The 20230-nt window shown below is 65.9% G+C and carries 18 protein-coding genes and 2 pseudogenes; 7 read left to right on the forward strand and 13 right to left on the reverse strand.

Features of this window, described 5'->3' with window-relative positions; all coding sequences use genetic code 11:
- Positions 1–102, forward strand: a pseudogene (locus EN846_RS09715) (IS110 family transposase); the annotation flags it as partial.
- A gap of 199 nt (positions 103–301) precedes the next feature.
- Here EN846_RS09715 and EN846_RS09720 read toward each other — a convergent pair.
- From EN846_RS09720 to EN846_RS09740, 5 genes are all read right to left on the reverse strand, one after another.
- Positions 302–940 carry an alpha/beta family hydrolase gene (locus tag EN846_RS09720; protein ID WP_127394260.1) on the reverse strand — a complete coding sequence of 213 codons (639 nt, stop codon included), beginning with the start codon at positions 938–940 and terminating at the stop codon, positions 302–304.
- A gap of 238 nt (positions 941–1178) precedes the next feature.
- The gene (locus EN846_RS09725) at positions 1179–2297 is read right to left on the reverse strand and encodes a tetratricopeptide repeat protein (protein WP_128273452.1); all 1119 of its coding nucleotides are present in this window, start codon (positions 2295–2297) and stop codon (positions 1179–1181) included.
- The gene (locus tag EN846_RS09730) at positions 2294–3205 is read right to left on the reverse strand and encodes a Ku protein (RefSeq protein WP_127394150.1); all 912 of its coding nucleotides are present in this window, start codon (positions 3203–3205) and stop codon (positions 2294–2296) included. The genes EN846_RS09725 and EN846_RS09730 overlap by 4 nt, the downstream gene beginning before the upstream one ends.
- A 361-nt stretch (positions 3206–3566) precedes the next feature.
- Complete coding sequence (gene ligD / locus EN846_RS09735) at positions 3567–6062, reverse strand: DNA ligase D (RefSeq protein ID WP_135857977.1); 2496 nt, start codon at positions 6060–6062, stop codon at positions 3567–3569.
- Between the two features lie 237 nt (positions 6063–6299).
- Positions 6300–6524 carry a hypothetical protein gene (locus tag EN846_RS09740; protein WP_127286561.1) on the reverse strand — a complete coding sequence of 75 codons (225 nt, stop codon included), beginning with the start codon at positions 6522–6524 and terminating at the stop codon, positions 6300–6302.
- Between the two features lie 303 nt (positions 6525–6827).
- Here EN846_RS09740 and EN846_RS09745 point away from each other — a divergent pair, with 303 nt between their 5' ends.
- Positions 6828–7325 carry a GNAT family N-acetyltransferase gene (locus tag EN846_RS09745; RefSeq protein WP_127393605.1) on the forward strand — a complete coding sequence of 166 codons (498 nt, stop codon included), beginning with the start codon at positions 6828–6830 and terminating at the stop codon, positions 7323–7325.
- 73 nt (positions 7326–7398) lie between these two features.
- Complete coding sequence (locus tag EN846_RS09750) at positions 7399–8406, forward strand: aldo/keto reductase (RefSeq protein ID WP_127393606.1); 1008 nt, start codon at positions 7399–7401, stop codon at positions 8404–8406.
- Positions 8407–8413: 7 nt separating this feature from the next.
- Here EN846_RS09750 and EN846_RS09755 read toward each other — a convergent pair whose 3' ends face one another.
- The 4 genes and pseudogenes from EN846_RS09755 to EN846_RS09770 form a co-directional block, all read right to left on the reverse strand.
- Complete coding sequence (locus tag EN846_RS09755; RefSeq protein ID WP_187331247.1) at positions 8414–9421, reverse strand: LacI family DNA-binding transcriptional regulator; 1008 nt, start codon at positions 9419–9421, stop codon at positions 8414–8416.
- Between the two features lie 146 nt (positions 9422–9567).
- Positions 9568–10580, reverse strand: a pseudogene (locus EN846_RS09760) (zinc-dependent alcohol dehydrogenase family protein).
- Positions 10581–10604: 24 nt separating this feature from the next.
- Positions 10605–11375, reverse strand: coding sequence for an L-iditol 2-dehydrogenase (locus EN846_RS09765; RefSeq protein WP_127393609.1), 771 nt, complete (start codon positions 11373–11375; stop codon positions 10605–10607).
- Positions 11376–11567: 192 nt separating this feature from the next.
- Positions 11568–12887 carry a sugar ABC transporter substrate-binding protein gene (locus EN846_RS09770; RefSeq protein ID WP_187331170.1) on the reverse strand — a complete coding sequence of 440 codons (1320 nt, stop codon included), beginning with the start codon at positions 12885–12887 and terminating at the stop codon, positions 11568–11570.
- Between the two features lie 313 nt (positions 12888–13200).
- Between EN846_RS09770 and EN846_RS09775 the strand changes: the two genes are divergently transcribed.
- Complete coding sequence (locus tag EN846_RS09775) at positions 13201–14181, forward strand: sugar kinase (protein WP_128346699.1); 981 nt, start codon at positions 13201–13203, stop codon at positions 14179–14181.
- A complete protein-coding gene (locus EN846_RS09780; protein WP_127392373.1) occupies positions 14181–15455 on the forward strand; it encodes a D-tagatose-bisphosphate aldolase, class II, non-catalytic subunit in 1275 nt (424 codons plus the stop codon). Before EN846_RS09775 ends, EN846_RS09780 begins: the two co-directional genes overlap by 1 nt.
- 30 nt (positions 15456–15485) lie before the next feature.
- Here the strand turns inward: EN846_RS09780 and EN846_RS09785 are convergent, their stop codons facing one another.
- The 4 genes from EN846_RS09785 to EN846_RS09800 form a co-directional block, all read right to left on the reverse strand.
- Positions 15486–15728 carry a hypothetical protein gene (locus EN846_RS09785; RefSeq protein WP_127310050.1) on the reverse strand — a complete coding sequence of 81 codons (243 nt, stop codon included), beginning with the start codon at positions 15726–15728 and terminating at the stop codon, positions 15486–15488.
- A 130-nt stretch (positions 15729–15858) separates the two neighbouring features.
- Positions 15859–16488: a glutathione S-transferase family protein gene (locus tag EN846_RS09790; protein ID WP_127287141.1), complete on the reverse strand. Its 630-nt coding sequence runs from the start codon at positions 16486–16488 to the stop codon at positions 15859–15861.
- A 211-nt stretch (positions 16489–16699) separates the two neighbouring features.
- Positions 16700–17800, reverse strand: coding sequence for an NAD(P)/FAD-dependent oxidoreductase (locus EN846_RS09795; RefSeq protein WP_127287142.1), 1101 nt, complete (start codon positions 17798–17800; stop codon positions 16700–16702).
- An 86-nt stretch (positions 17801–17886) separates the two neighbouring features.
- Entirely contained in the window at positions 17887–19332 is a 1446-nt protein-coding gene (locus EN846_RS09800; protein ID WP_127392370.1) for a LuxR C-terminal-related transcriptional regulator, read from the reverse strand.
- Positions 19333–19573: 241 nt separating this feature from the next.
- Between EN846_RS09800 and EN846_RS09805 the strand changes: the two genes are divergently transcribed.
- Together EN846_RS09805 and EN846_RS09810 are read left to right on the forward strand one after the other, a co-directional pair.
- Positions 19574–19795, forward strand: coding sequence for a hypothetical protein (locus EN846_RS09805; protein ID WP_127392369.1), 222 nt, complete (start codon positions 19574–19576; stop codon positions 19793–19795).
- A 148-nt stretch (positions 19796–19943) separates the two neighbouring features.
- Entirely contained in the window at positions 19944–20186 is a 243-nt protein-coding gene (locus EN846_RS09810; protein WP_127285802.1) for a hypothetical protein, read from the forward strand.
- Positions 20187–20230 lie beyond the last annotated feature (44 nt).

The raw sequence follows: 20230 nt of genomic DNA on the forward strand, positions 1-20230 counted from the left end.
GTCGGCAAGCCGAAGATCGTCGCCGTCGTGGCCGTCATGCGAAAGCTGCTGACCATTCTCAACGCCATCATCCGCGACCAAAAACCATGGCAAACAGCTTGACAGCCAAGACAGTCGCTCTCCCCGTTAACGGGGAGAAGAGGGCTGGCCGTGACGCCGGCGCGTTTCCTGCAGCGCTGGCGATGAGCGAAACCGGAGGCGACAGCGCCCTTCTCCCCGTTCACGGGGAGAAGATGGCGGCAGCCAGATGAGGGGCGGCGCAGACGCCAAAGAATGTCCAATCAGGGTCGAAGCGACCGCCCTAAAGCCCCTCTGCCCAAGCCTTTATCGTCTCCGCCATCGTCCTCAAATGATCCGCCGTCGAAAACCCCGAGATCGCCTTGCGCGGCTTCAGATCGTGGTCACCATCCTCCAGCCAGATCATCTCGATTGCGTCGGAGAGACCGTAGGTCGCCACCTCGTCCTTTGTGCCGAACTCGTCGCGCGTGCCCTGGAAGATCAGCGTCGGCGTCTTGAGGCCGAGGAGATGTTTTGTCCTCAGTTGCTCGGGCTTGGCCGGCGGATGGAACGGATAGCCAAGGCAGACCAGCCCGGCGATCTCGCCTTTTTCAAACATCTCGTCGGCGACCATAGACGCCACCCGTCCGCCCATCGACTTGCCGCCGATGATAAGCTTGCCCGTGACACCCTTGGCGCGCAGGTCGGCGATCGCCTTGATGTATTCAGGATTCACCGTCTCGGCGCGCGGCGGCGGCTTGCGATGGCCGTAGCGGCGGGCGGCCATGTAGTGGAACTCGAAGCGCGCGACCTGAAAACCGGCTGTGGCCAGAGCCTTGGCGGTGGCGGTCATCGAGGGCGAATCCATCGCGGCGCCGGCGCCGTGGGCGAGCAGGATGCTGACGGGAGCGGTGTCGAAGCCGTCGAAGAGGAAGTGGGTCATGGGGCTGTGCTCGGCGCGACGGCGAAGCTGCTGATCTCCCCCCTTGTGGGGGAGATGGCCGGCAGGACAGAGGGGGGCGCGAAGGAACGCCGACTTCGGCACTTACAAACCGAAAATCTTAGAGGTCGCCGCCGCGAGCCGTTGAGAGGCTGGCGGGACAGCGCCCCCCTCTGTCCTGCCGGACATCTCCCCCACAAGGGGGGAGATTGGCTGTCGCGACGGCCTTCGCCAATCATTGTCACCCCGCTGTCCGCGCCATGTGCAGATCCACGAACTGTATGCCCTTCCGCGCCAGCCTCGCCCATTCGGAGTCGGTATCCAATTCCAGATAGCGCGCCCAAAGCCGGCGGGCTTCGGGAAAATTCCCCGCGTCGAACTCCAACCGCGCCAAATTGAACACCGGGTCGGCATAAGCCTTGTCGAGCGTGATCGCCTTCTGAAGATGGCGGCGGGCCGAGGCCACCTTGCCCTCGTCGCTCATCAGGCCGGCGAGGTTGAACCAGGCCTCGACGAAGCCGGGATCGAGCTTGATCGCCCGCGCATAGTCGTGCGCGGCTTCCGCCACGCGGCTGGCGCCGCGCAGGCAGTTGGCGCGATTGAAGGCGGCGATGGCATCGCTGGGGTCGATCGCCAGGCAGCGCTGGTAGAGCGTGGCCGCGTCATCATGGCGCTCCTCCTCTTCCGCGGTCTCCGCCTCGGCGAAGAGTTCCTCCAGGGTATCGTCTTCAGGACTGCCCAGATCGAACAGCAGCTGGCCGTCGAGTTCGCTCAGACCCTCGTCGAGGTAGATCGCATCGGGACGACCATGCTGCGACCCGACATTGAGCGACTTGGCGGTGAGCGAGGCGACCGGGCCGGAGCGGTGGACGGAGCGCGCGATGGCGCCCCAGGTGGCGCCGCTGGCGATCAGCCCGGCATATTTGCGGGCCAGGATCAGATCGCGGAAGGAATAGGGCTCGCCGTCGTGCTCGAAGGCGTCGAACAGCGACAGCATGTCGAGATCGTCGCCGGCAAGCCGCGACTGGTCGATGAGCGACTGCCTGGACAGCGACGAGGCTTCCGGCGCCTTCATCAGGCCGAGCAGGCGCAGGAACCCGTTCTCGCTGATCAGCGCGCGGCCGGCTTCGCGCTCCGCATTCGTTCGGCGCACGATCTCGGCATCGCCTGTCCTGCCCGTCGCGGCTTTTGCCAGCAGCGTGCGGCCAAAGACGACATGCGTCGTGCGCCGCGTGACGCCGCGCCTCAGCTCGGCATGGCGGCGCTCGACCTCGCGCGCGGCGAGCCGGAGCGGAAAGGCGGCCAGCGCGCCGACGGCGCCGAAGACGGCGCCGGGAACGATGACTGGCCCTGCCGTCACTTCTTGCTCTTGCCGACGGCCTTCAACAGGTTCGCCTTCAGCGGGTTTTCAGGCGCGCCGCCGGCGGCGGCCTTCTTGGCGGCGGGTTTTGCCGGCGCCTCCTCGGCCTTGCTCTTCGACTTGGCCGGCGGCTTGGCGGACTGCGACAGGCTCGCCTTCAGCGCATCCATCAGGTTGATGACGTTGCCGCGCTCGGGCGCCGCCGCGATGATCGGCTTGTGGCCCTTCAGCTTCTCGCGGATCATTGCCATCAGCGCCACCTCGTAGCGATCCTCGTAGTTCTTCGGATCGAAGGTGGTCTCCTTCTGCTTGATCAGCGCCTCGGCCAGCTGCAACATTTCGGGGTCCGGCTTGCCGGCCGGGATGTTGCCGAAATATTCAGCCGTGCCGCGCACTTCGTTGGGATTCCTCAAGGTGCAGACGAACATGCCGTTCTCGCGCGCGCCGATCGTCACCACGCGCTCACGGCTGGACAGCACGAGGCGCGCGATCGCCAGCTTGCCGGATTGGCGCATCGCCTCGCGCAGCACGGCGAAGGTCTCTTCGGCCATGGCTCCGTCGGGAGCCAGGTAATAGGGCGAGTCCTGATAGATGACATCGACCTCGCCTTCGTCGACGAAGGCCTCGATGTTCATCGTGTGGTTGGATTCGATCCTGACCGCATCGAGGTCGGCATCATCGATGATGATGTATTGCTTGTCCTCGTATTCGTAACCCTTGACCAGATCCGAGCGCTCGACCAGCCCTAGCTCGGGATCGACCGGCTTCATGTTGATGCGGTTGTGGGTCTTCTTATGCAGCTGGTTGAACGCAATGCGTTCGCTCGCGCTGGTGGCCGGATAGAGCCGGACCGGACAGCTGACGAGGCTGAGCTTGAGGTAACCTTTCCAACTTGCCCTGGGCGCCATGATGAACTCCTACGCGGCCATGCACTGACTTTATCTTGGAGCATGGTCTTGTCCAAAAACCGGTTCCCACTTTTTGGAACCATGCTCGTTGCAGCGCTCCCGCTCAAGGACGGTTGGCGCCGTGGAAATCCTACACCGACCCCTGAGTGTACTGCCGAATTCCTGACGAAATGTTTTCTGGGACGGGTTGGCGCGGAGAATAGTTCAAATTGTAGGAAGCGTCGATGGAGATGAAACTTAGACGCTGACGAGTTGCCGAAAGCCTTTAATGCTTCGTCATCCTAGGGCGGAGCAAGGAGCGAAGCGACGCGCGCAGACCCTAGGATGACGAAAGACGCGAGGGCTTCGCCTCATGCATGGCCTACCTCCCCTCCATCACCGGCAAATCCCTTGCCGCCTCGTCGATCTCCGCCCAGGGATCGCCCGACGTCTCCAAGAGCCCCGGCAGCGAGGCGTAGTTGAGGTCCTCTGGCGCGTCGATCGTCTCGAGATCCGCCCAGCTTACCGGGGTCGAGGCCGGCAGGTTGGTGCGGGCGCGCAGCGAATAAGGCGCAGCGGAGGTGTGGCCGCGGGCGTTGCGGTGGAAGTCGATGAAGATGCGGCGCTTGCGGTTTTCCTTGCCCATGGTGGTGGTGAAGGTGTCGGGCGCGCTTGCCGCCAGATAGGTCGAGATGGCGCTCGAGGCCTGGTGCAGCTTCTTCCAGTTCTGCTTTCTGGTCACCGGCACGGTGATGTGGATGCCCTTGCCGCCGGAGGTTTTCGCGAAGGGCACCAGCCCCAGGCCCTCCAGCCCGCCCTTGATGTGGACGGCGGCCTCGACCACCTCGCGCCAGGTGATCCCCTCGCCCGGATCGAGGTCGAAAACGATCTGGTCGGGCTTGTCGAGGCTGGTGCGATGCGTGCCCCAGGTGTGGAACTCCACCACGCCGAACTGGGCCAGCGCCAGATAGCCCTTTGCCCCTTCGACCGAGAGATAGGACTTGGTCTCGCCTTCGGAGTTGGTGGCCCCGAAGGTGACGACCGAGGGCGGCATGCCGGTGAAGGCATGACGCTGGAAGAAGCAGTCCTGCGGCTTTCCGGTCGGGCAGCGCACCAGCGACACCGGGCGGCCGATGATGTGCGGCAGCATGAAATCGCCGACCAGCGCGTAGTAGACGGCAATGTCGAGCTTGGTTGGCCCGGTCTTGCCGAACAGCCGGCGCTCCGGATTGGTGACCCAGATGGTGGCGAGGTCGGATTCGGCGATCAGCCGCTTGCGCTTGACCGGCGCCGGCGTCGTCAGTCCGCCGACATCGCGCAATCCGCGAAAGACGCCGTGGCGGATCGCATTGTCGGCGGTGCGGTTGGAATAGCGGATGCGTGCCGACAGCAGCGGCTTCACCCAATGCATCTCGCGCATGATCTCGCGCGGCGCCCCCTCGGGCGGCGTGGCGCCGGCGGTCAGCCGCTCCAGCCGGGCAAGCAGGTCGGTCGCCATATCGCGGTCGAAGCCAGTGCCGACCTTGCCGCGATAGTGCAATTCGCCGTTTTCGAACTCGGCCATGCCCAGCGCCGCCAGACCTTCCGCCCGGTCGGACACGGTATAGCCGGCGATGACGAAATCATCCGTCTTTTGCGCCTTCACCTTGGTCCAGCTCTTGGTGCGGCCACTCTGGTAACTGGCGTCGGCGCGCTTGGAGACGACGCCTTCCAGCCCAAGGTCCGAGGCCTGTTCGTAGAGACCCTGCCCGTCGCCCTCGACATGGTCGCTGAACTGGATGGCGGCGTTGGCAGCCTGGCCGGCGAGCAGTTCGGCAAGCAGCGCCTTACGCTTCTGCAGCGGAGCCTTGCGCAGGTCCCAGCCGTCGAGGTGGAGGAGGTCGAAGGCGTAGAAATGCAATTTGCTGCCGGCGCCGGCCGAGAGCGCGTCCTGCAGCAGCGCGAAACGGGAAATGCCCTTCTCGTCGAGAACCATGATCTCGCCGTCGATGATTGCCTGGCTGACCGGCAGCCTGGCGAAGGCTTGCGGCAGGTCGCCATAGCGCTTCGTCCAGTCGATGCCACCGCGGGTGATCAGCCTGACCTCGCCATCCACGACATGGGCCATGGTGCGGTAACCGTCGAACTTGATTTCGTGCAGCCAGAGCTCGCTGGTGTTTTCCGCCGGCCCCTCGCCGCCCGGCGGCTTCGGCACCTGGGTGGCGAGCTGCGGCTCGATGCGGGAAGGCGGTGCGGCCTTGACGGCGCCGGGCAGCGCGCCGGGCTTCAGCGAGCCGGCTTTCGGCGGCAGACGCTCGGCCTTCCTCGGCGGCGCCGCCAGTTCCTCGATGCGGCGGCCGGACTTCACGCTTTCCGGCCGCGCTTCGAGGATGTCGAGCTTGGTATCGGAAGCGAGGTCGCGCTCCTTGAACAAGAGCCAGTTCTTCTTCGCTTCGTTCTCGCCGGGTTTTGGCTTCAGCCTGGTCAGCATCCAGCCGCCGTTCAGCTTCTCGCCGGCCAGGCGGAACTTGAAGGCGCCGGTGCGAAGCGACTTCTCGACATCCTCCATCGGCGCCCAGGTGCCGGTGTCCCAGACGATCATCGGCCCGCCGCCGTATTCGCCCTCGGGGATGACGCCCTCGAAGTCGATGTATTCGAGCGGATGGTCCTCGGTCTCGACGGCGAGGCGCTTGTCGGCCGGGTTGAGCGAGGGCCCGCGCGGCACCGCCCAGCTCTTCAGCACGCCGCCGACCTCGAGGCGCAGATCGTAGTGGTCGGCGGTGGCATGGTGCTTGTGGACGACGAAGCGGTTGCCCGCATCGAAGACAAGCCCGCCCACCGGCTCCGGTGTGCGGGAGAATTCGCGCTTGGCGCGGTAGGGTTTGAGGTTAGAGGGCATCAGCAACCGGCGCCCGCCAAAGGCAAAAGCCGAGCTCCTTCGCGCCCCCCTCTGGCCTGCCGGCCATCTCCCCCACTTGGGGGGAGATCAGACGTCGCGCCGGCTTTCGCCAATCGCCAACGTTGAACAATGAGGGCCGGCGCCGGAACAGCCAATCTCCCCCCTTGCGGGGGAGATGTCCGGCAGGACAGAGGGGGGCGCTGTCCCGCCAGCCTTGCCATGATCATCCGTGAAAACTCAATCGTCGGCGGCCGGCGTGAGCTCGAGCTCAGCCGGGGTCAGCCCTTGCCTGAGCTGGCTCAGCCGGAACTCATCGACCCAATAGGCCTCGCCGTCGACCAGCACGCGCGCGCTGTATGTGCCACCGGAGAAGCTTTGCGCGGTGACATACACCTTGTGGCGGTCGAGCGCCTTCTTCACCGCGGCGCGGCGGGAGTTTTCTCTGGCGACGGAACTGGCCATGGGCTCACACATCTATGCAGCCTAGGAGCGGCGGCTGGCTATAAGGATGGCGGAGAGCGGCGGGGGAGTCAATTTGGCGGGTGCGATGAGGCGCTGATCTCCCCCCTCGAGGGGGAGATGGCCGGCAGGCCAGAGGGGGTAGTCTAACATAGATCTCCCCCCTGTCTTCGTCGCACAGAGGCGTCGGCGCTTCACGCGCGGCGACCCCCTCTGTCGCCTTCGGCGACATCTCCCCCTCAAGGGGGGAGACTGGCTCTGGCCGGCCCGCCGCTATATCTTCTTGGGCTGAACGAGGAGAGGAACATGACCCACATCCGGGCGATGACGAAAAACGACCTCGCCGAGGTGTCGCGGCTGCTCGGCCAGTCCTGGCGGCGGACCTATTCGCCGATCATGGGCGCCGACACCGCGGCGCGGCTCTCCGACGACAAGCACGCGCCGGAGAAGTTGGCGGTGGAACTCGAGGATAACGACAAGATGTCCTTCGTCGCCGAGCGGCCCAACGGCTCGATCGCCGGTTATGCGATGGCCGCGATGGACGATGGCGGCGACGTCATGCTCGACCGGCTGCACATCGAACCGAACGAGTTCGGCACCGGTCTGGCGACCGATCTGCTGCACGCCGTGCTGGCCGCCCATGCGGGAATTCCCAGCATCGCGCTGGAAGTGATCGAGGGTAACGACCGGGCGATCGCCTTCTACCAAAAGCACGGCTTCGAGGCGGTCGAGCGCAGGCCGGCGGCCCACGGCGTCAGCGGTCACGCCTCGCTGATCATGCGCCGGCTGCTGCCACGGGCCTGAGGCCCTGCCGCTGGACGCCTCGCCTTCGGACCCTATAGTTTAGCCGGGTTGCAAATTCGACCGGAGCAAGACGATGAGCCTGGGCAAGCAGAAACTCGGCAACCAGGGGCTCGTCGTCTCGGCGGTCGGCCTCGGCTGCATGGGCATGAGCCAGTCCTACGGACCGGCCGACGAGGCGGAATCGATCGCGACGCTGCACAGGGCGATCGAGCTCGGCTGCACCTTCCTCGACACGGCCGAGGTCTACGGGCCGTTCATCAACGAGGAGCTGCTCGGCCGCGCGTTGAAGGGCCGGCGTCATAAGGTCACCATCGCCACCAAGTTCGGGTTTCGCATCGTGGACGGCAAGCAGGACGGCACCGGTCGCGACAGCCGGCCCGAGCACATTCGCGAGGTGGTGGAGGCGTCGCTGAAGCGGCTCGACACCGACCATATCGATCTCCTCTACCAGCACCGCGTCGATCCCGGCGTGCCGATGGAGGATGTCGCGGGCACGGTCGGCGAGCTGGTGGCCGAGGGCAAGGTGCGCTTCTTCGGCCTGTCGGAGGCTGGCATCGCCAACATCCGCCGCGCCCATGCGGCGCATCCGGTTTCGGCGCTGCAGAGCGAATATTCGCTGTGGGAGCGCAATCTCGAGCCCGAGATCATTCCGCAGCTGAAGGACCTCGGTATCGGCCTGGTGCCGTTCGCGCCGCTCGGACGCGGCTTCCTCGCCGGCGACGTCAAGCGCGCCGAAGACTATCCGGAGGGCGATTTCCGCCGCGGGGACCCGCGCTACCAGGGCGAGAATTTCGACGCCAATGTCGCGGCGGCCAGCGCGGTGCGCGACGTGGCCGCCGCCAGGGGCGTGAAGCCTGGCCAAATCGCGATTGCCTGGCTGCTCGCCAAGGGCCCGGAATTCGGCATCGACCTCGTGCCGATCCCCGGCACCAAGCGCCGGACATACCTGGAGGAGAATGTCGCCGCTGCCGACATCGGGCTCGACGCCACCGAGATGCTGCTGCTCGACATGGCGCTGACCCCCGACAGGATTTCCGGGCCGCGCTACAACGAGCGAACCATGTCGATGGTGGATCGGTAGCCCAACTTCACGCCGAACTGCGCAGCATCAGTTCGGCGTTGAGCAGGATGCGGGCGTCGCCGCGCTTGGCCGAGGATTTTTCGTCCAGCCGCTCGAGCAGCAGTTCGATGGCGAGACGGCCAATCTCGTTGTAGTTCTGCGCCACCGTCGTGATCGGCGGGCAGGCGTAGCGCGACAGCGGGTGGTCGTCGTGCCCGGCGACCCGCAGGTCGCAATCAGCGCCATGTCCCACCTTGAGGCCGAGCTGAAAGGCGGCGCCGAGTACGCCGAAGGCGACGCGGTCGTTGGCGCACAGCACCGTTTTGGTCGGGAAACCGCCGGCCTTCAGGATGCGCGTCGCCTCGTCATAGCCGAACTTCTCGAAATCCCACGAGCGGGCGTCCTCGACCGGCACGATGCGCGGCGCCATCTTGAACTGGTGCATGGCCTCGACATAGGCCTCCTGCCTGGCGGAGGCGTTGTTGTTGACCAGCGGCATGGCGAAGTAGCAGGGCGGCTCGCCGGACCGGCAGAGGTAGTCCACGATCAGCCTGAAACTCTGCCGGTTGTCGGTGCCGACGAAGGAGGAGGTCTGGTCGAGCGGCGAGTCGACATAGATCAGCGGGATCGAAGCGCCGAGCTCGGCCAGGATGCGGTGGTGCGACTGCACGCCGAGCGGCGCGATGATGGCGCCGGCGATGTTCATCGAGCGGAACGTCTGGATCGCCTGGTCTTCCATCTCGGCGCGCCCGTCTGAGGACAGCACGAAGGCGAGGAAGCCGGCCTCGTTGGCGATCAGCTCGATGCGGCGCGTCAGCGCCATGTAGAACGGGTCGGTTGAATTCGGGATGATGACGCCCAGGATGTTGCTGCGGCGGCGATTGAGGTTGACCGCGAACATGCTCGGTCGGAAATCGGATTTCTTCAGCGCCGCCTCGATGGCGCTGCGCGTGTTCTTCCTGACCGAGTTGGGATCGTTGAAATATTTGGAAACGGTCGTGCGAGACAAGCCGACGAAGTCCGAGAAATCCTCCATCGTCCTGATCGTCTTTGCCATTCACAGGCCCCCTGTTCGACCCTTCCCGTCACTCTCTACGTGAGTCACCATCTCGCGCAAAGCTGCAACGCTTCGACCGCGCCAGGCCAGTTTACGAGTCGATGGGAGTGGCCGCGCGTTTTCACTCACATGTCCGCCGAAAACTGCACTTTCATCGTCGCCGGATCGCCGCCGCTCTTGGCGAAGAAGGGCAAAAGCTCGGCAAGCGGCAATCGGTGGCTGACCAGCCGCGCCATGGTGCCGTCGTCGCGCTTGAGGATGTCGAGCGCCTGCGGAATGTTGCGGTTCAGCGAATGCGAGCCGGCCAGCCTGATCTGGCGGCGGAAGATCTCGAAAGGCGCGACCGAGATCCTGGCGTCGGGCGCGCAGACGCCGAAGACGAGCGCCGTGCCGCCATCGGCTGTGAAGCCGACCATGCCTTCGACCACGCCGGCGACGCCGGTGGCGTCGGCGACGAAGTCGAAGCCTTTCGCCCTTGCCGCCAGCGCCTGCGATCCGGACACCAGCGGCTCCAGCCCGAGCGCCTCGGCGAAGGCAAGCCGGGGCTCGCTGATGTCGGCGACCGCGACGCTCACCACCCCCCTCGCCTTCAGCGACAGCGCCAGCAGCAGGCCGATCGGGCCGGCGCCGAAGACCAGCGCGGTGCCGGGCACGCGCGCGCCTGGCTCGATGCCGGCGGCGCCGAGACCGTTCAGCACGCAGGCGAGCGGCTCGGCCAGCGCGGCGGTGGCGAAGCCGAGATCGCCGATGTCATGCAGGTGACCGACGGCGACGAGGCTGAATTCGGCGAAGCCGCCGTTGGCGGTCACGCCGTAGGCTTTCAGCGAGGTGCACAGATTGGTGAGTCCCTTCCGGCAGGCAGCGCAGTGGCCACAGGGAATGTTGGGATCGACGGCGACGCGGTCGCCAGGCTTCACGGAGGTGACGTCGGCGGCGACCGCCTCGACGGTTCCGGCATATTCATGGCCGGGAACCAGCGGGAACGCGCCTTCGCCGTAGCGGCCGTGCAGACCTCGATGTCGGTGTGGCAAAGCCCGGCGGCGCGGACCCTGACCAGAGCATGTCCCGGCGCGATCTCCGGCATGTCCAGCTCCGCCATGCCGGCGACGCCTGCGGCGGCAAATCGGATGGCTTTCATGTCATTCTCCCAGATGGCAACGCCTCAGCTCATCCAGTTGCCGCCGTCCACATTGTAGGTCTGGGCGAGGATGTAATCACTGTCGGACGAGGCGAGGAAGACGGCGAGCCCGGCAATGTCCTCCGGCCGCGCGAAGCGCCCGATCGGCACGGACTTCGCCACTGCCGCTTTCTTCTCGCCCGGCTTCAGGCCCTCCCAGCGGGCGAAGTGGGCGTCGACGACGTCCCAATGCTCGCCGTCGACGACACCGGGCGCGATCGCGTTGACGTTGATGCCGTGCTTGACCAGCGCCAGTGCCGCCGACTGCGTGGCCGAGATGATCGCCGCCTTGGAGGCGCAGTAGAGCGTCACCAGCGCCTCGCCGCGGCGACCGGCCTGGCTCGCCATGTTGATGATCTTGCCGCCACGGCCGCGCGCTATCATCAGATTGGCGACGGCCTTCATCATGAACAGCGGCCCCTTGAGGTTGATGCCGAAGACCTTCTCGTAGCTCGCCTCGGTAATGTCGGTGATCGGCGCCATGTCAAAGATGGCGGCGTTGTTGACGAGGATGTCGATGCCGCCGAACTCGCGGTCGACCTCGGCGGCAACGCTCTCGATCGCGGCGAGATCGGTTACGTCGAGCTTCTTCGCGCTGGCCGCCGGACCGATCGCGGCGGCGGCAGCGGTCGCACGTCCGATATCGATATCGGCGATCACCACCCTGGCACCCTCGCGGGCGTAGGCTTGCGCAAAGCCAAGGCCGATGCCGCGCGCGCCGCCGGTGATGAGGGCAGTCTTGTTGTTCAGCTTCATGTCCAACTTTCCAAAATTTCGAAAACGATATCCGGGCGGCCCAGAAAGTTGCCTGTCAGCCGGCGCGGAACGCACGGACCCGCTTTGCTCTTGCGGGATCCGTGCATCCTCCGGGCCCGCTTGCAACGGGAGGTCTGGGCGGGCCGGATCGCCAGGGGCGGCACGCTTTGCGCCCCTGGCTAGTTTAGGGCGCTATTTGATGTAGCCCGCTTCCGTCATCGTGCGCTCCACCTCGGCCTGTACGCCATTCAGCGCGTCATCGACCGACTGCTCGCCTGTGACCGCGGCGGCAACCGCCTGGCCGACCTGCGTGCCAATGCCCTGGAATTCAGGGATGGCGACGAACTGGATGCCGGTATAGGGCACCGGATCCTTGGTCTGCTTGGTCGGATCGGCGGATTCGATCGCCGAAAGCACCGTCGCGGCGAAGGGCGCCGCCTTCTGGTAATCGGCGCTGGCATAGGTGGACTTGCGCGTTCCCGGCGGCGCCGCCACCCAGCCTTCGGTCTCGCCGACGCGCTGGACATAGGCCTTCGAGGTCGCCCATTTGACAAAGGACTTCGCCGCGTCCGCCTTCTTGGTCGAGGCCGGGATGGCGAGGCTCCAGGCCCAGCCCCAGGCCGAACCGTTGGGGGTGACCGCGACCGGCGCCTTGGCGAAGGCGACCTTGTCGGCGACCTTGCTCTGCTTCGGGTCATAGACGCGGCCCGCCGCGGACGTGGCGTCGATCCACATGGCGCAATGACCGGAGGCGAACAGCGTCTGGTTCTCGTTGAAGCCGTTGGAGCTGATGCCGGGAGGTCCATCCTTCTTCATGGTGTCGACATACCAGCCGATCGCCTTCTTCCACGCGTCGGAATTGATCTGCGGCTTCCAGTCCATGTCGAACCACTGGCCGCCGAAGGTGTTCACCAGCGTGCCGACGAAGGCCATGTTCTCGCCCCAGCCCGGCTTGCCGCGTAGGCAGAGCCCGTACTGCTCCTTCGACTTGTCGGTGAGCTTGTCGGCAAATTCCGTGATCTGATCGTAGGTCGGCTGCTCCGGCATCTTCAGGCCGGCGGCGTCGAACAGGTCCTTGCGGTAGAGCGTGAACGAGCTTTCGGCATAGAACGGCACCGCATAGAGCTTGCCGTCGACGGTCAGGCCGTTGCGAACCGGCGCGATCAGGTCGTCATAGTCATAGTCGTCGCCGAGATCGTTGAGCGACGTCAGCCAGCCGGCCTTGCCCCAGATCGGCGTCTCGTAGCCGCCGATGGTGAGCACGTCGAACTGGCCGCCCTTGGTGGCGATGTCGGTGGTGACGCGCTCGCGCAGCACGTTCTCTTCGAGCGTGACCCAGTTGACCTTGTTGCCGGTCGCCTTCTCCCACTCCGGCGATAGCTTCTGCATGATGATCATGTCGCCATTGTTGACCGTGGCGACGGTGATTTCCGTGGCGGGCGCGGCGCCTGCCGCCAGCGCCGAGGCTGCGGCCGATACGGCGAGAATCCCGATAAGCTTACGCGTTGGCATTTCGTCTCCTCCTTTACGAATGCGCATGTGTAAGTGAACATGCGTATATATTCTATTGCGCCACAGGAATTTTTGAGTCAAGCCGCTTGCGCGTTGATTTTCGACGCCCCGCCCTCGCCTGACGGTAAAATTTTCATCGAAATGCGTTACACATAAGGCTTCGCGCGCATTAAAATAAATGAACATGCGTGTAGTTTCTGTTGACTTCGCCTTCGCCGCGATTTACCCCGGCTACAGCCTGGCGCTATCGTGCAGCCGGGGCGCGGCGTGGTCAGCGCCCGGCAAGGCTGAGGGAGAGAAGGAAATTGCAGGAATGAGCCGCCGAAGCGAGATCGCCGCCGAAGCCGCGGGGCCGACAATTGTCGCCGGCGAGATCCTGGTCGAGATCATGGCGACCGAGCAGGGCCTCGGCTTCCTCGAGCCGCTGGCGCTGATGGGTCCCTATCCGAGCGGCGCGCCGGCTATCTTCATCGACCAGGTGGCGAAGCTCGGCGGCGGCGCCGGCATCGTCGCCTGCGTCGGCCGCGACGATTTCGGCACCATCAATCTGGAACGGCTGAAGCGTGACGGCGTCGACATTTCGGCCGTGTCGGTCAGCGACCGCTTCCCGACCGGAAGCGCCTTCGTCCGCTACAGGCCGGACGGCGGCAGGGACTTCGTCTACAACATCGCCGAATCCGCCGCCGGGCAGATCCGCCTCACACCGGAGGCGCGACGACTGGCGGACGATGCCGGCCATCTGCACGTGATGGGCTCGACGCTGTCGGTAGCGGGGCTGAAGGAGATCGTCGCCTATGCCGCGAAGGCGGTGCGCGGCCGCGGCGGCTCGACCTCCTTCGACCCGAATGTGCGCAAGGAGCTGATCGACGGGGCCGACGGGGCGCTGCTTTCCGCCCTTGTCGACGACGCCGATCTTCTGCTGCCTTCCGGCGACGAGCTGCTTGCCGCGGCCGGCGTCAACGACGAGAAAGAGGCCGTGGCGGCGCTGATCGCCAGAGGCGTCGGCGAGATCGTGCTGAAGCGCGGCGCCGCCGGCTCAACCCGTTTCGGCGCCGACGGCAGCCGGATCGACTGCGCCGGCTTCCTGGTCGAGGAAGTCGACCCGACCGGGGCCGGCGACTGTTTCGGCGCCACCTACCTCACCTGCCGGCGCAAGGGGATGGAGCCGGCCAAGGCGCTGTTCTATGCCAATGCCGCGGGCGCCCGCAACGTGACGCGGCGCGGGCCGATGGAAGGCCTGGCCGGCTTCGACGTGCTTGACGACTTCATCGCCGGGACGGCGCGAGCGACATGATGACCAATCCGCTGACAGGCCTCGCCACCGCGCGCCGGGGAGGATCGCCCTACGGCATCACCTCGATCTGCTCGGCGCATCCGCTGGTGATCCAGTCGGCGATCCGGCGCGCCGTCGCCGACACGGATTCGATGCTGCTGATCGAGGCGACCTGCAACCAGGTCAACCAGTTCGGCGGCTATACCGGGATGACGCCCGACCTGTTCGTCGCCTTCGTCCAGGAGATCGCCAGCCGCGAGGGGCTCCAGCCCTCGCGCATCATCTTCGGCGGCGACCATCTCGGGCCGAACCCCTGGCGCTCCGAGCCGGCGGCGCAGGCGATGGCCAAGGCCGAAGCCATGGTCACGGCCTATGTCTGGGCCGGCTTCAGCAAGATCCATCTCGACGCCTCGATGGGCTGCGCCGGCGAGCCCGCCGCCCTCGACGACGAGACCATCGCGGCGCGGGCTGCCCGGCTCGCCAAGGCAGCAGAGAAGGCTGCTCGGGCCAAGGGCGGCGCGCTGCCGCTCTACATCATCGGCACCGAGGTTCCCGTCCCCGGCGGCGCCGATCACGCGCTCAGCGACCTGAAGCCAACCGAAGCGGCGGCAGCGCGGCGCACGATCGAAATCCATCGCGAGATTTTTGCGCGCGAAGGCCTCGGTGAAGCGTTCGGCCGCGTCATCGCTTTGGTCGTGCAGCCGGGCGTCGAGTTCGGCAGCGAGAACGTCATCGCCTACAAGCCGGAAGCATCGAAAGCGCTGACCGCACTGCTCGATGAACAGCCGTCGCTCGTCTACGAGGCGCACTCCACCGACTACCAGAGCCGCGCGGCACTGGCGGCGCTGGTCGCCAACGGCTTTCCGATCCTCAAGGTCGGCCCGGGCCTGACCTTCGCCTTGCGCGAGGCGCTCTACGGGCTCGACCTGATCGCCGCTGAAATGGTCCCCGGCTATGGCGACCGCTCGCTTGCCCGCACGATGGAGCGGGTGATGCTGGCGGCGCCCGGCCATTGGCGCAGCCATTATCATGGCGGCGAGACCAGCCTCTATCTGCAGCGTCACTACAGCTACAGCGATCGCATCCGCTACTATTGGAGCAATCCCGCGGCCAGCGTCGCCGTCGGCCGCCTGCGCGAGGTGCTTACCGGCGTCGACATCCCAGAAACGCTGATGCGGCAGTTCCTGCCGACGCTGCCGGCGGGCCTGGGGCCGGCGAGCGATCCCGAAGCCATCCTGCTCGCGGCGGTCGATGCGGTGCTGGCGGATTACGAGGCGGCGTGCCGGGGCGGGTGAGCTAAACCGGAGATGCCGGCGGGACAGCCCCTACTCAAACCCCGCCGCCGGCGCCCGCGGCCCGTCGTCCTCCTCCGGCGGCTCGAGGATCTCGATCAGCCGCGCCACCCGCGCGCCCGGCAAATGGCGACCCTCATTGACCAGCGCCTCGTCGGCGCCGATCCAGGCGAAGGCCTCGCGCAGTTCTCCAAGGCTGGCGCCGGTCAGCGCGATGTCGGCGAGGACGGCCTCGTCCACCGGACCCAGCACTGAAATGATGTCGTCGCGTGTCATTGTCACCTCCGCGCCGGCCCGGCGCCGAAGGGCCCGGCCCTGGCGACGGAATCTGGGGCGCGAAATCGGATAGGCAATGGCAGAGCCGGGTTTGGCGCGGATTCGAAACGCGATCCTCGGCGAGCGGGCGTCAGGCGCCGGAATGTGGATCGATGCTGTAAGGATGGACGGGATAGTCGGGACCGATCGCGTCCCGCACCCGGCCGATCCACGCCGTCACGAACGGATAGTCCGCGAGCTTAAAGCCGCAATCCTCGGCGCGGTGGCTGTAGGCATAGACGGCGATGTCGGCAATGGTGAGAGTGTCACCGACAAGGAACGCTCCGTCGACGAGGCTGCGCTCCAGCGCCGCCAGCGTACGGGCGCCGGCTTCGCGCTTGCCCGAAACCATCGCCTGGTTGCGCTCGAGCCGCCCGGTCAGGATCCAGTAGCGCAGCGAGCCAATCACCGGCTCGACATAGTACTGCTCGAAGAACAGCCATTGCATCACCTTGGCGCGGAGAAGCCGGTCTGCCGGCAGATAGGATGTGCCCTCCGCGACGCAGACGAGGATCGCGTTGGACTCGGCGATCGCCTGCCCGTTCTCAACGGCGAGCACCGGCACGGCGCCGGCCGGGTTGAGCTTGAGGAAAGCCTCCGTGTGGCTCTCGCCCTCGAAAATCGAGACGACGCGGGTTTCGTAGGCGATGCCGAGCAAGCCGAGCAGAACCCTCACCTTCCAGCCATTCTGCGACGGCAGATAATCGTAGAGCGTGAGCATGGTGGTCCTTTCGTGCAATCGGGACCGGCTTCGCATAGCGCAGGGGTATGGTCCACCCGATCTATGCTAGGCCCCGAAGCGGCTCTGAACGGCCGCCGGCGATGTCTACGTGCGGACCGAAGAACTCAAAGAGCTCCTGCATCTGAGGCAGCATGTCCCATCCTCTGGTCGGCATGAGTGTCGTTTGTCCCCTCGTCGTCGGAAGCCGCCCTCATCCCCGCTTCTCGATATCGGCGGCCACGGCCATAGCTTCCAGGCCGATTTCGCGCAGCAGGCCGGTGACGGGATTGTGGAAGCCGACGAGGTAGAGGCCGAGTTCCGAGGAGCGGGCATTGACGCCGCTCTTCTGCGGCCTGAGCTCCGCCGGCAGGAAGTTGTCGTAGGCCGGGCGGTAGCCGGTGGCGAGGATGACGGCGTCGAATTCCTCCTGCCCGCCGTCGACGAAGGTGGCGCCGCGCTCGCCGAAGTGCTTGACGTCGGGTGCCACCTTGATCCGGCCGGCCTTGATCGCCGCCACGGTGCCGACATCGATGACCGGAATGCGGCCGGCGTCGATCTGCTTCAGGATGCCTTCCTTCGGCCTGACGATGCCGTATTTCTCGAGCTTGCCCAGCGCCAGGTCGAGGATGATTGGGAACATGCGGTCGTTGAGGCCCTGCGGCATCGGCCGGGTGGCGATGCCCACCATCTGGATCGGCACGCCGAACAGCTGGCGCGGCACGATGTGCACGCCCTTGCGCACCGAGAGCGTCGGGTGGGCGCCACTCTCGGCAAGGTCGAGCGCGATCTCGGCGCCGGTGTTGCCCATGCCGATGACCAGCACCGTCCTGCCGAAAAAAGGGGCCGCCTCGGTATAGTCGGCGCTGTGCAGCACCTTGCCCTTGAAGGTCTCGATCCCGGGAAAGCTGGGGACGATGGGCTCGGCATTGTTGCCGCTGGCGACGACGACATGGCGCGCCGTCAGCGCGTCGGATCCCGTCTCGACGCGGAAACCGTCCTTGTCGCGGCGGATGCTGTCGACCGTCACGCCGAAGCGCGGCCTGAGCTCGAAACGTTCGGCATAGGCGTCGAGATAGGCCACCACCTTCTCGCGCGGCACATAGCGCGGATGGTCGCTGGGGAACGGCACGAAGGGCAGCGAGGAGAAGGACTTCACCGTATGCAGATGCAGCCGCCGGTAGTGCCGCCGCCAGGCCGGCGCCACCTCCGAGGCCTTTTCAAGCATAAGGAAATCCACCCCCGCCCGGCGCAGGCAAGCGCCGACGGCAAGCCCGGCCGGCCCGGCGCCGACGATCACGACATTGGTATCCAAGCGGTTTCCTCCCCTCCCAGGTCATGGCAGGCTATGCCGGGAGGTGCAGGCTGGACAAGTGGGGTGCGGCGCTTCCCTTCTCCCCCTCAGCCCAGCCCCGCCAGCTTCGCCGCGTCGCGAATGGCGTTGACGGCGCCCGGGTTGGTCACGGGATAGCCCGAGATGAAACCCTCGACGGAAAAGTCGGGGAACTCGGCCGCGAGCCGCGCCACGAATCCGGCCGCCTCGGTGCTGTCGCCCGAAGCCGCATGGGAGAGCGCCAGGAACATCAGCACATTGGGCGAGTCCGGCGTGGTTCGGCGCAAGGCCGCGATGGCTTCCCGGTGCCGGCCGGCGCAGAACAGGACGCGGCCGTGCATGCCGAAATACCAGGGCGGAGCGAGCGGATTGAGGCGCATGGCGCGCTCGATGAGCGGGATCGCCTCGGCCGGATCGCCTGCGACCAGCGCCTTGCTGCCGGCAAGCAGCGCCAGCGTGTCGGCATGGTTGGGGCCGCATTCGAAGGCCCTTTTGTAGGCACGCTCCGCGGCATCGAGGTCGCCGAGGCATCCCATGAGATCGCCGAAGCAGTTGCAGGCGCTGCTGTCGAAGGGATCGAGCCGGATCGCATTTTCGACCGCCGCGCGCCATTTCTCGATCGATGCCTGCGGATCGCGGCCAAAGCAGTTGCCGGCTTCGATCGAATAGGCGTAGGCGAGCTCGGTCCAGGCCCTGACCAGCGTCGGGTCGAGTTCCAGCGCACGTGAAAACAGCCGGATCGCTTCCGCATTGCCGGCGCGGCTGAAGGTGTTGTGCTGCTCGACGCCAAGCAGATAGAGATCATAGGCGCGCAGGCTGGCCGGCGGCTTGCGGCGAACCGCGTTGCGCCCGATCGTGGCGATCGCTCCGAAACAGCCGGCGAGCACATTGATGACGCTTTCGGTCAGGCTGTCCTGCAGCGCGAAGATGTCCTCGACCGGACGGTCGTAGCGCTCGCTCCAAAGGCTGACGCCGTTCCTCGCATCGGCGAGCTCGATGGTCAGCCGAATGCGGGTGTCGTCGGCGCGCAGTTGGCCCGACAAGATATAGGCGGCGCCCAGCGCCTTGCCGTCGGCCACGAAATCGGCCGGCTTGCTGCCCAGCGATTTCATGGTGTGGAAGGCAATGACCGGCAGGTCCGCATAGCGCGCAAGGTCGACGGTGATGTCCGACGACAGGCCGTTGGCGAAGCGGCGCCAGCGCTCTTCGTCGCTCAGGCACTCGATCGGGAATATCGCCAGCACCGGCGAAGCGCCGGGCAAGGCCGACGGCTTGTCCGGCGGCAAGCTGGCAATGCCATTGAGGTGCGCGGCAAGCGCCACCTTGTTGCGCACGCCGAGCTTCTCGTAGATCGCGGCAAGATGGGTGCGCACGGTCGACGGCGCGATGAACAGCGCCTCGCCGATCTGGCGATAGGTCAGCCCGGCCGCGAATTTTTCCGCCACGGCGCGCTCGCGCTCGGATAGAGCCGGCGAGGACGGTGAAGACGTGGCCGCTGTCGCGTTGTGGTTCATGCAGATCCCTTGCCCGCGGGCGCACGCGCCATCAACGCCTGCCGTGGCAAAATACTACAAATGCAGGACCTAAAACACCGCATCTGGCCGATCCCCTCGCGGGCACAGGAGGTGCAAGCTTCCTTGCAGCAACAGGCTGTAACCATGGGAGGTTTTCATGCGAGGTGTTTCGATCGGACTGGCATGCGCAATCGTGGGTTTTTCTTCCCCGTCGCAGTCATTCGCAAGCGGGTGCAGGCAAATGCTGGAATCGGACGTCAAGATTGCCAGCATGCGGCTTTATGCCGACATACTGGCCAATGCCGCCCGCAATGGCTGGGACTACGCGCCGGAGGCGATCGTCAGCGGCTCGAAGCGGCATTTCGATGAGATGAAGCTGCAATTGATCGCCGCCGGCTATGAGATCGTCTCCGTCGGCGCCCGCCCGCACTGTCCCCGCTTCGACACGCTGGCGAGCGAATAGCAACGAAAAGCCGGGATCGCAGGCCGCGGCGCTGAAAGCCGATTTCAGCAAAATATCAGCAGCCGTTCAGGACGGCGAGCGCGCGTTGGGGCAATGTTGAAGCAATACAGGCCTAGCGACTGCGAACCACTGACCCTGGAGATCGATCATGCGTGAGAAGGCTGAAAGAGCGCTTTGGTCCTCGATGCTGGCGCAGGAGGAAACGCAGCGCATCCTGTCGATGGGCGTCGCCGGGCTCATCTGTGGGGAAGCCAATGAGATGCTGGCCTATTTCGAACGGCAGGCGCCTTGCGAGACGCCAGCCCCGTCCGCCAAACGGCCGGGCCTATGGCCTCGAATTCGCCACGTCCTGCCGCACAGTGTTTTTCCGGGGAGCTTCTTTCGGGCTTGACCTTGCCGGCATTCTGCCTCTCCGATAGTCGCCGCGCGAATGGG

This window comes from Mesorhizobium sp. M4B.F.Ca.ET.203.01.1.1 (assembly GCF_004791025.1).
Lineage (GTDB): Bacteria > Pseudomonadota > Alphaproteobacteria > Rhizobiales > Rhizobiaceae > Mesorhizobium > Mesorhizobium abyssinicae.

What these genes read in the sequence shown, in the direction of transcription:
- EN846_RS09780 (WP_127392373.1), top strand. Translation starts at nt 14,181, where the DNA reads ATGACCAATCCGCTGACAGGCCTCGCCACCGCGCGCCGGGGAGGATCG.
- EN846_RS09740 (WP_127286561.1), bottom strand. Translation starts at nt 6,524, where the DNA reads ATGGCCAGTTCCGTCGCCAGAGAAAACTCCCGCCGCGCCGCGGTGAAG.
- EN846_RS09810 (WP_127285802.1), top strand. Translation starts at nt 19,944, where the DNA reads ATGCGTGAGAAGGCTGAAAGAGCGCTTTGGTCCTCGATGCTGGCGCAG.
- EN846_RS09750 (WP_127393606.1), top strand. Translation starts at nt 7,399, where the DNA reads ATGAGCCTGGGCAAGCAGAAACTCGGCAACCAGGGGCTCGTCGTCTCG.
- EN846_RS09755 (WP_187331247.1), bottom strand. Translation starts at nt 9,421, where the DNA reads ATGGAGGATTTCTCGGACTTCGTCGGCTTGTCTCGCACGACCGTTTCC.
- EN846_RS09785 (WP_127310050.1), bottom strand. Translation starts at nt 15,728, where the DNA reads ATGACACGCGACGACATCATTTCAGTGCTGGGTCCGGTGGACGAGGCC.
- ligD (WP_135857977.1), bottom strand. Translation starts at nt 6,062, where the DNA reads ATGCCCTCTAACCTCAAACCCTACCGCGCCAAGCGCGAATTCTCCCGC.
- EN846_RS09720 (WP_127394260.1), bottom strand. Translation starts at nt 940, where the DNA reads ATGACCCACTTCCTCTTCGACGGCTTCGACACCGCTCCCGTCAGCATC.
- EN846_RS09730 (WP_127394150.1), bottom strand. Translation starts at nt 3,205, where the DNA reads ATGGCGCCCAGGGCAAGTTGGAAAGGTTACCTCAAGCTCAGCCTCGTC.
- EN846_RS09800 (WP_127392370.1), bottom strand. Translation starts at nt 19,332, where the DNA reads ATGAACCACAACGCGACAGCGGCCACGTCTTCACCGTCCTCGCCGGCT.
- EN846_RS09775 (WP_128346699.1), top strand. Translation starts at nt 13,201, where the DNA reads ATGAGCCGCCGAAGCGAGATCGCCGCCGAAGCCGCGGGGCCGACAATT.
- EN846_RS09765 (WP_127393609.1), bottom strand. Translation starts at nt 11,375, where the DNA reads ATGAAGCTGAACAACAAGACTGCCCTCATCACCGGCGGCGCGCGCGGC.
- EN846_RS09790 (WP_127287141.1), bottom strand. Translation starts at nt 16,488, where the DNA reads ATGCTCACGCTCTACGATTATCTGCCGTCGCAGAATGGCTGGAAGGTG.
- EN846_RS09745 (WP_127393605.1), top strand. Translation starts at nt 6,828, where the DNA reads ATGACCCACATCCGGGCGATGACGAAAAACGACCTCGCCGAGGTGTCG.
- EN846_RS09770 (WP_187331170.1), bottom strand. Translation starts at nt 12,887, where the DNA reads ATGCCAACGCGTAAGCTTATCGGGATTCTCGCCGTATCGGCCGCAGCC.
- EN846_RS09805 (WP_127392369.1), top strand. Translation starts at nt 19,574, where the DNA reads ATGCTGGAATCGGACGTCAAGATTGCCAGCATGCGGCTTTATGCCGAC.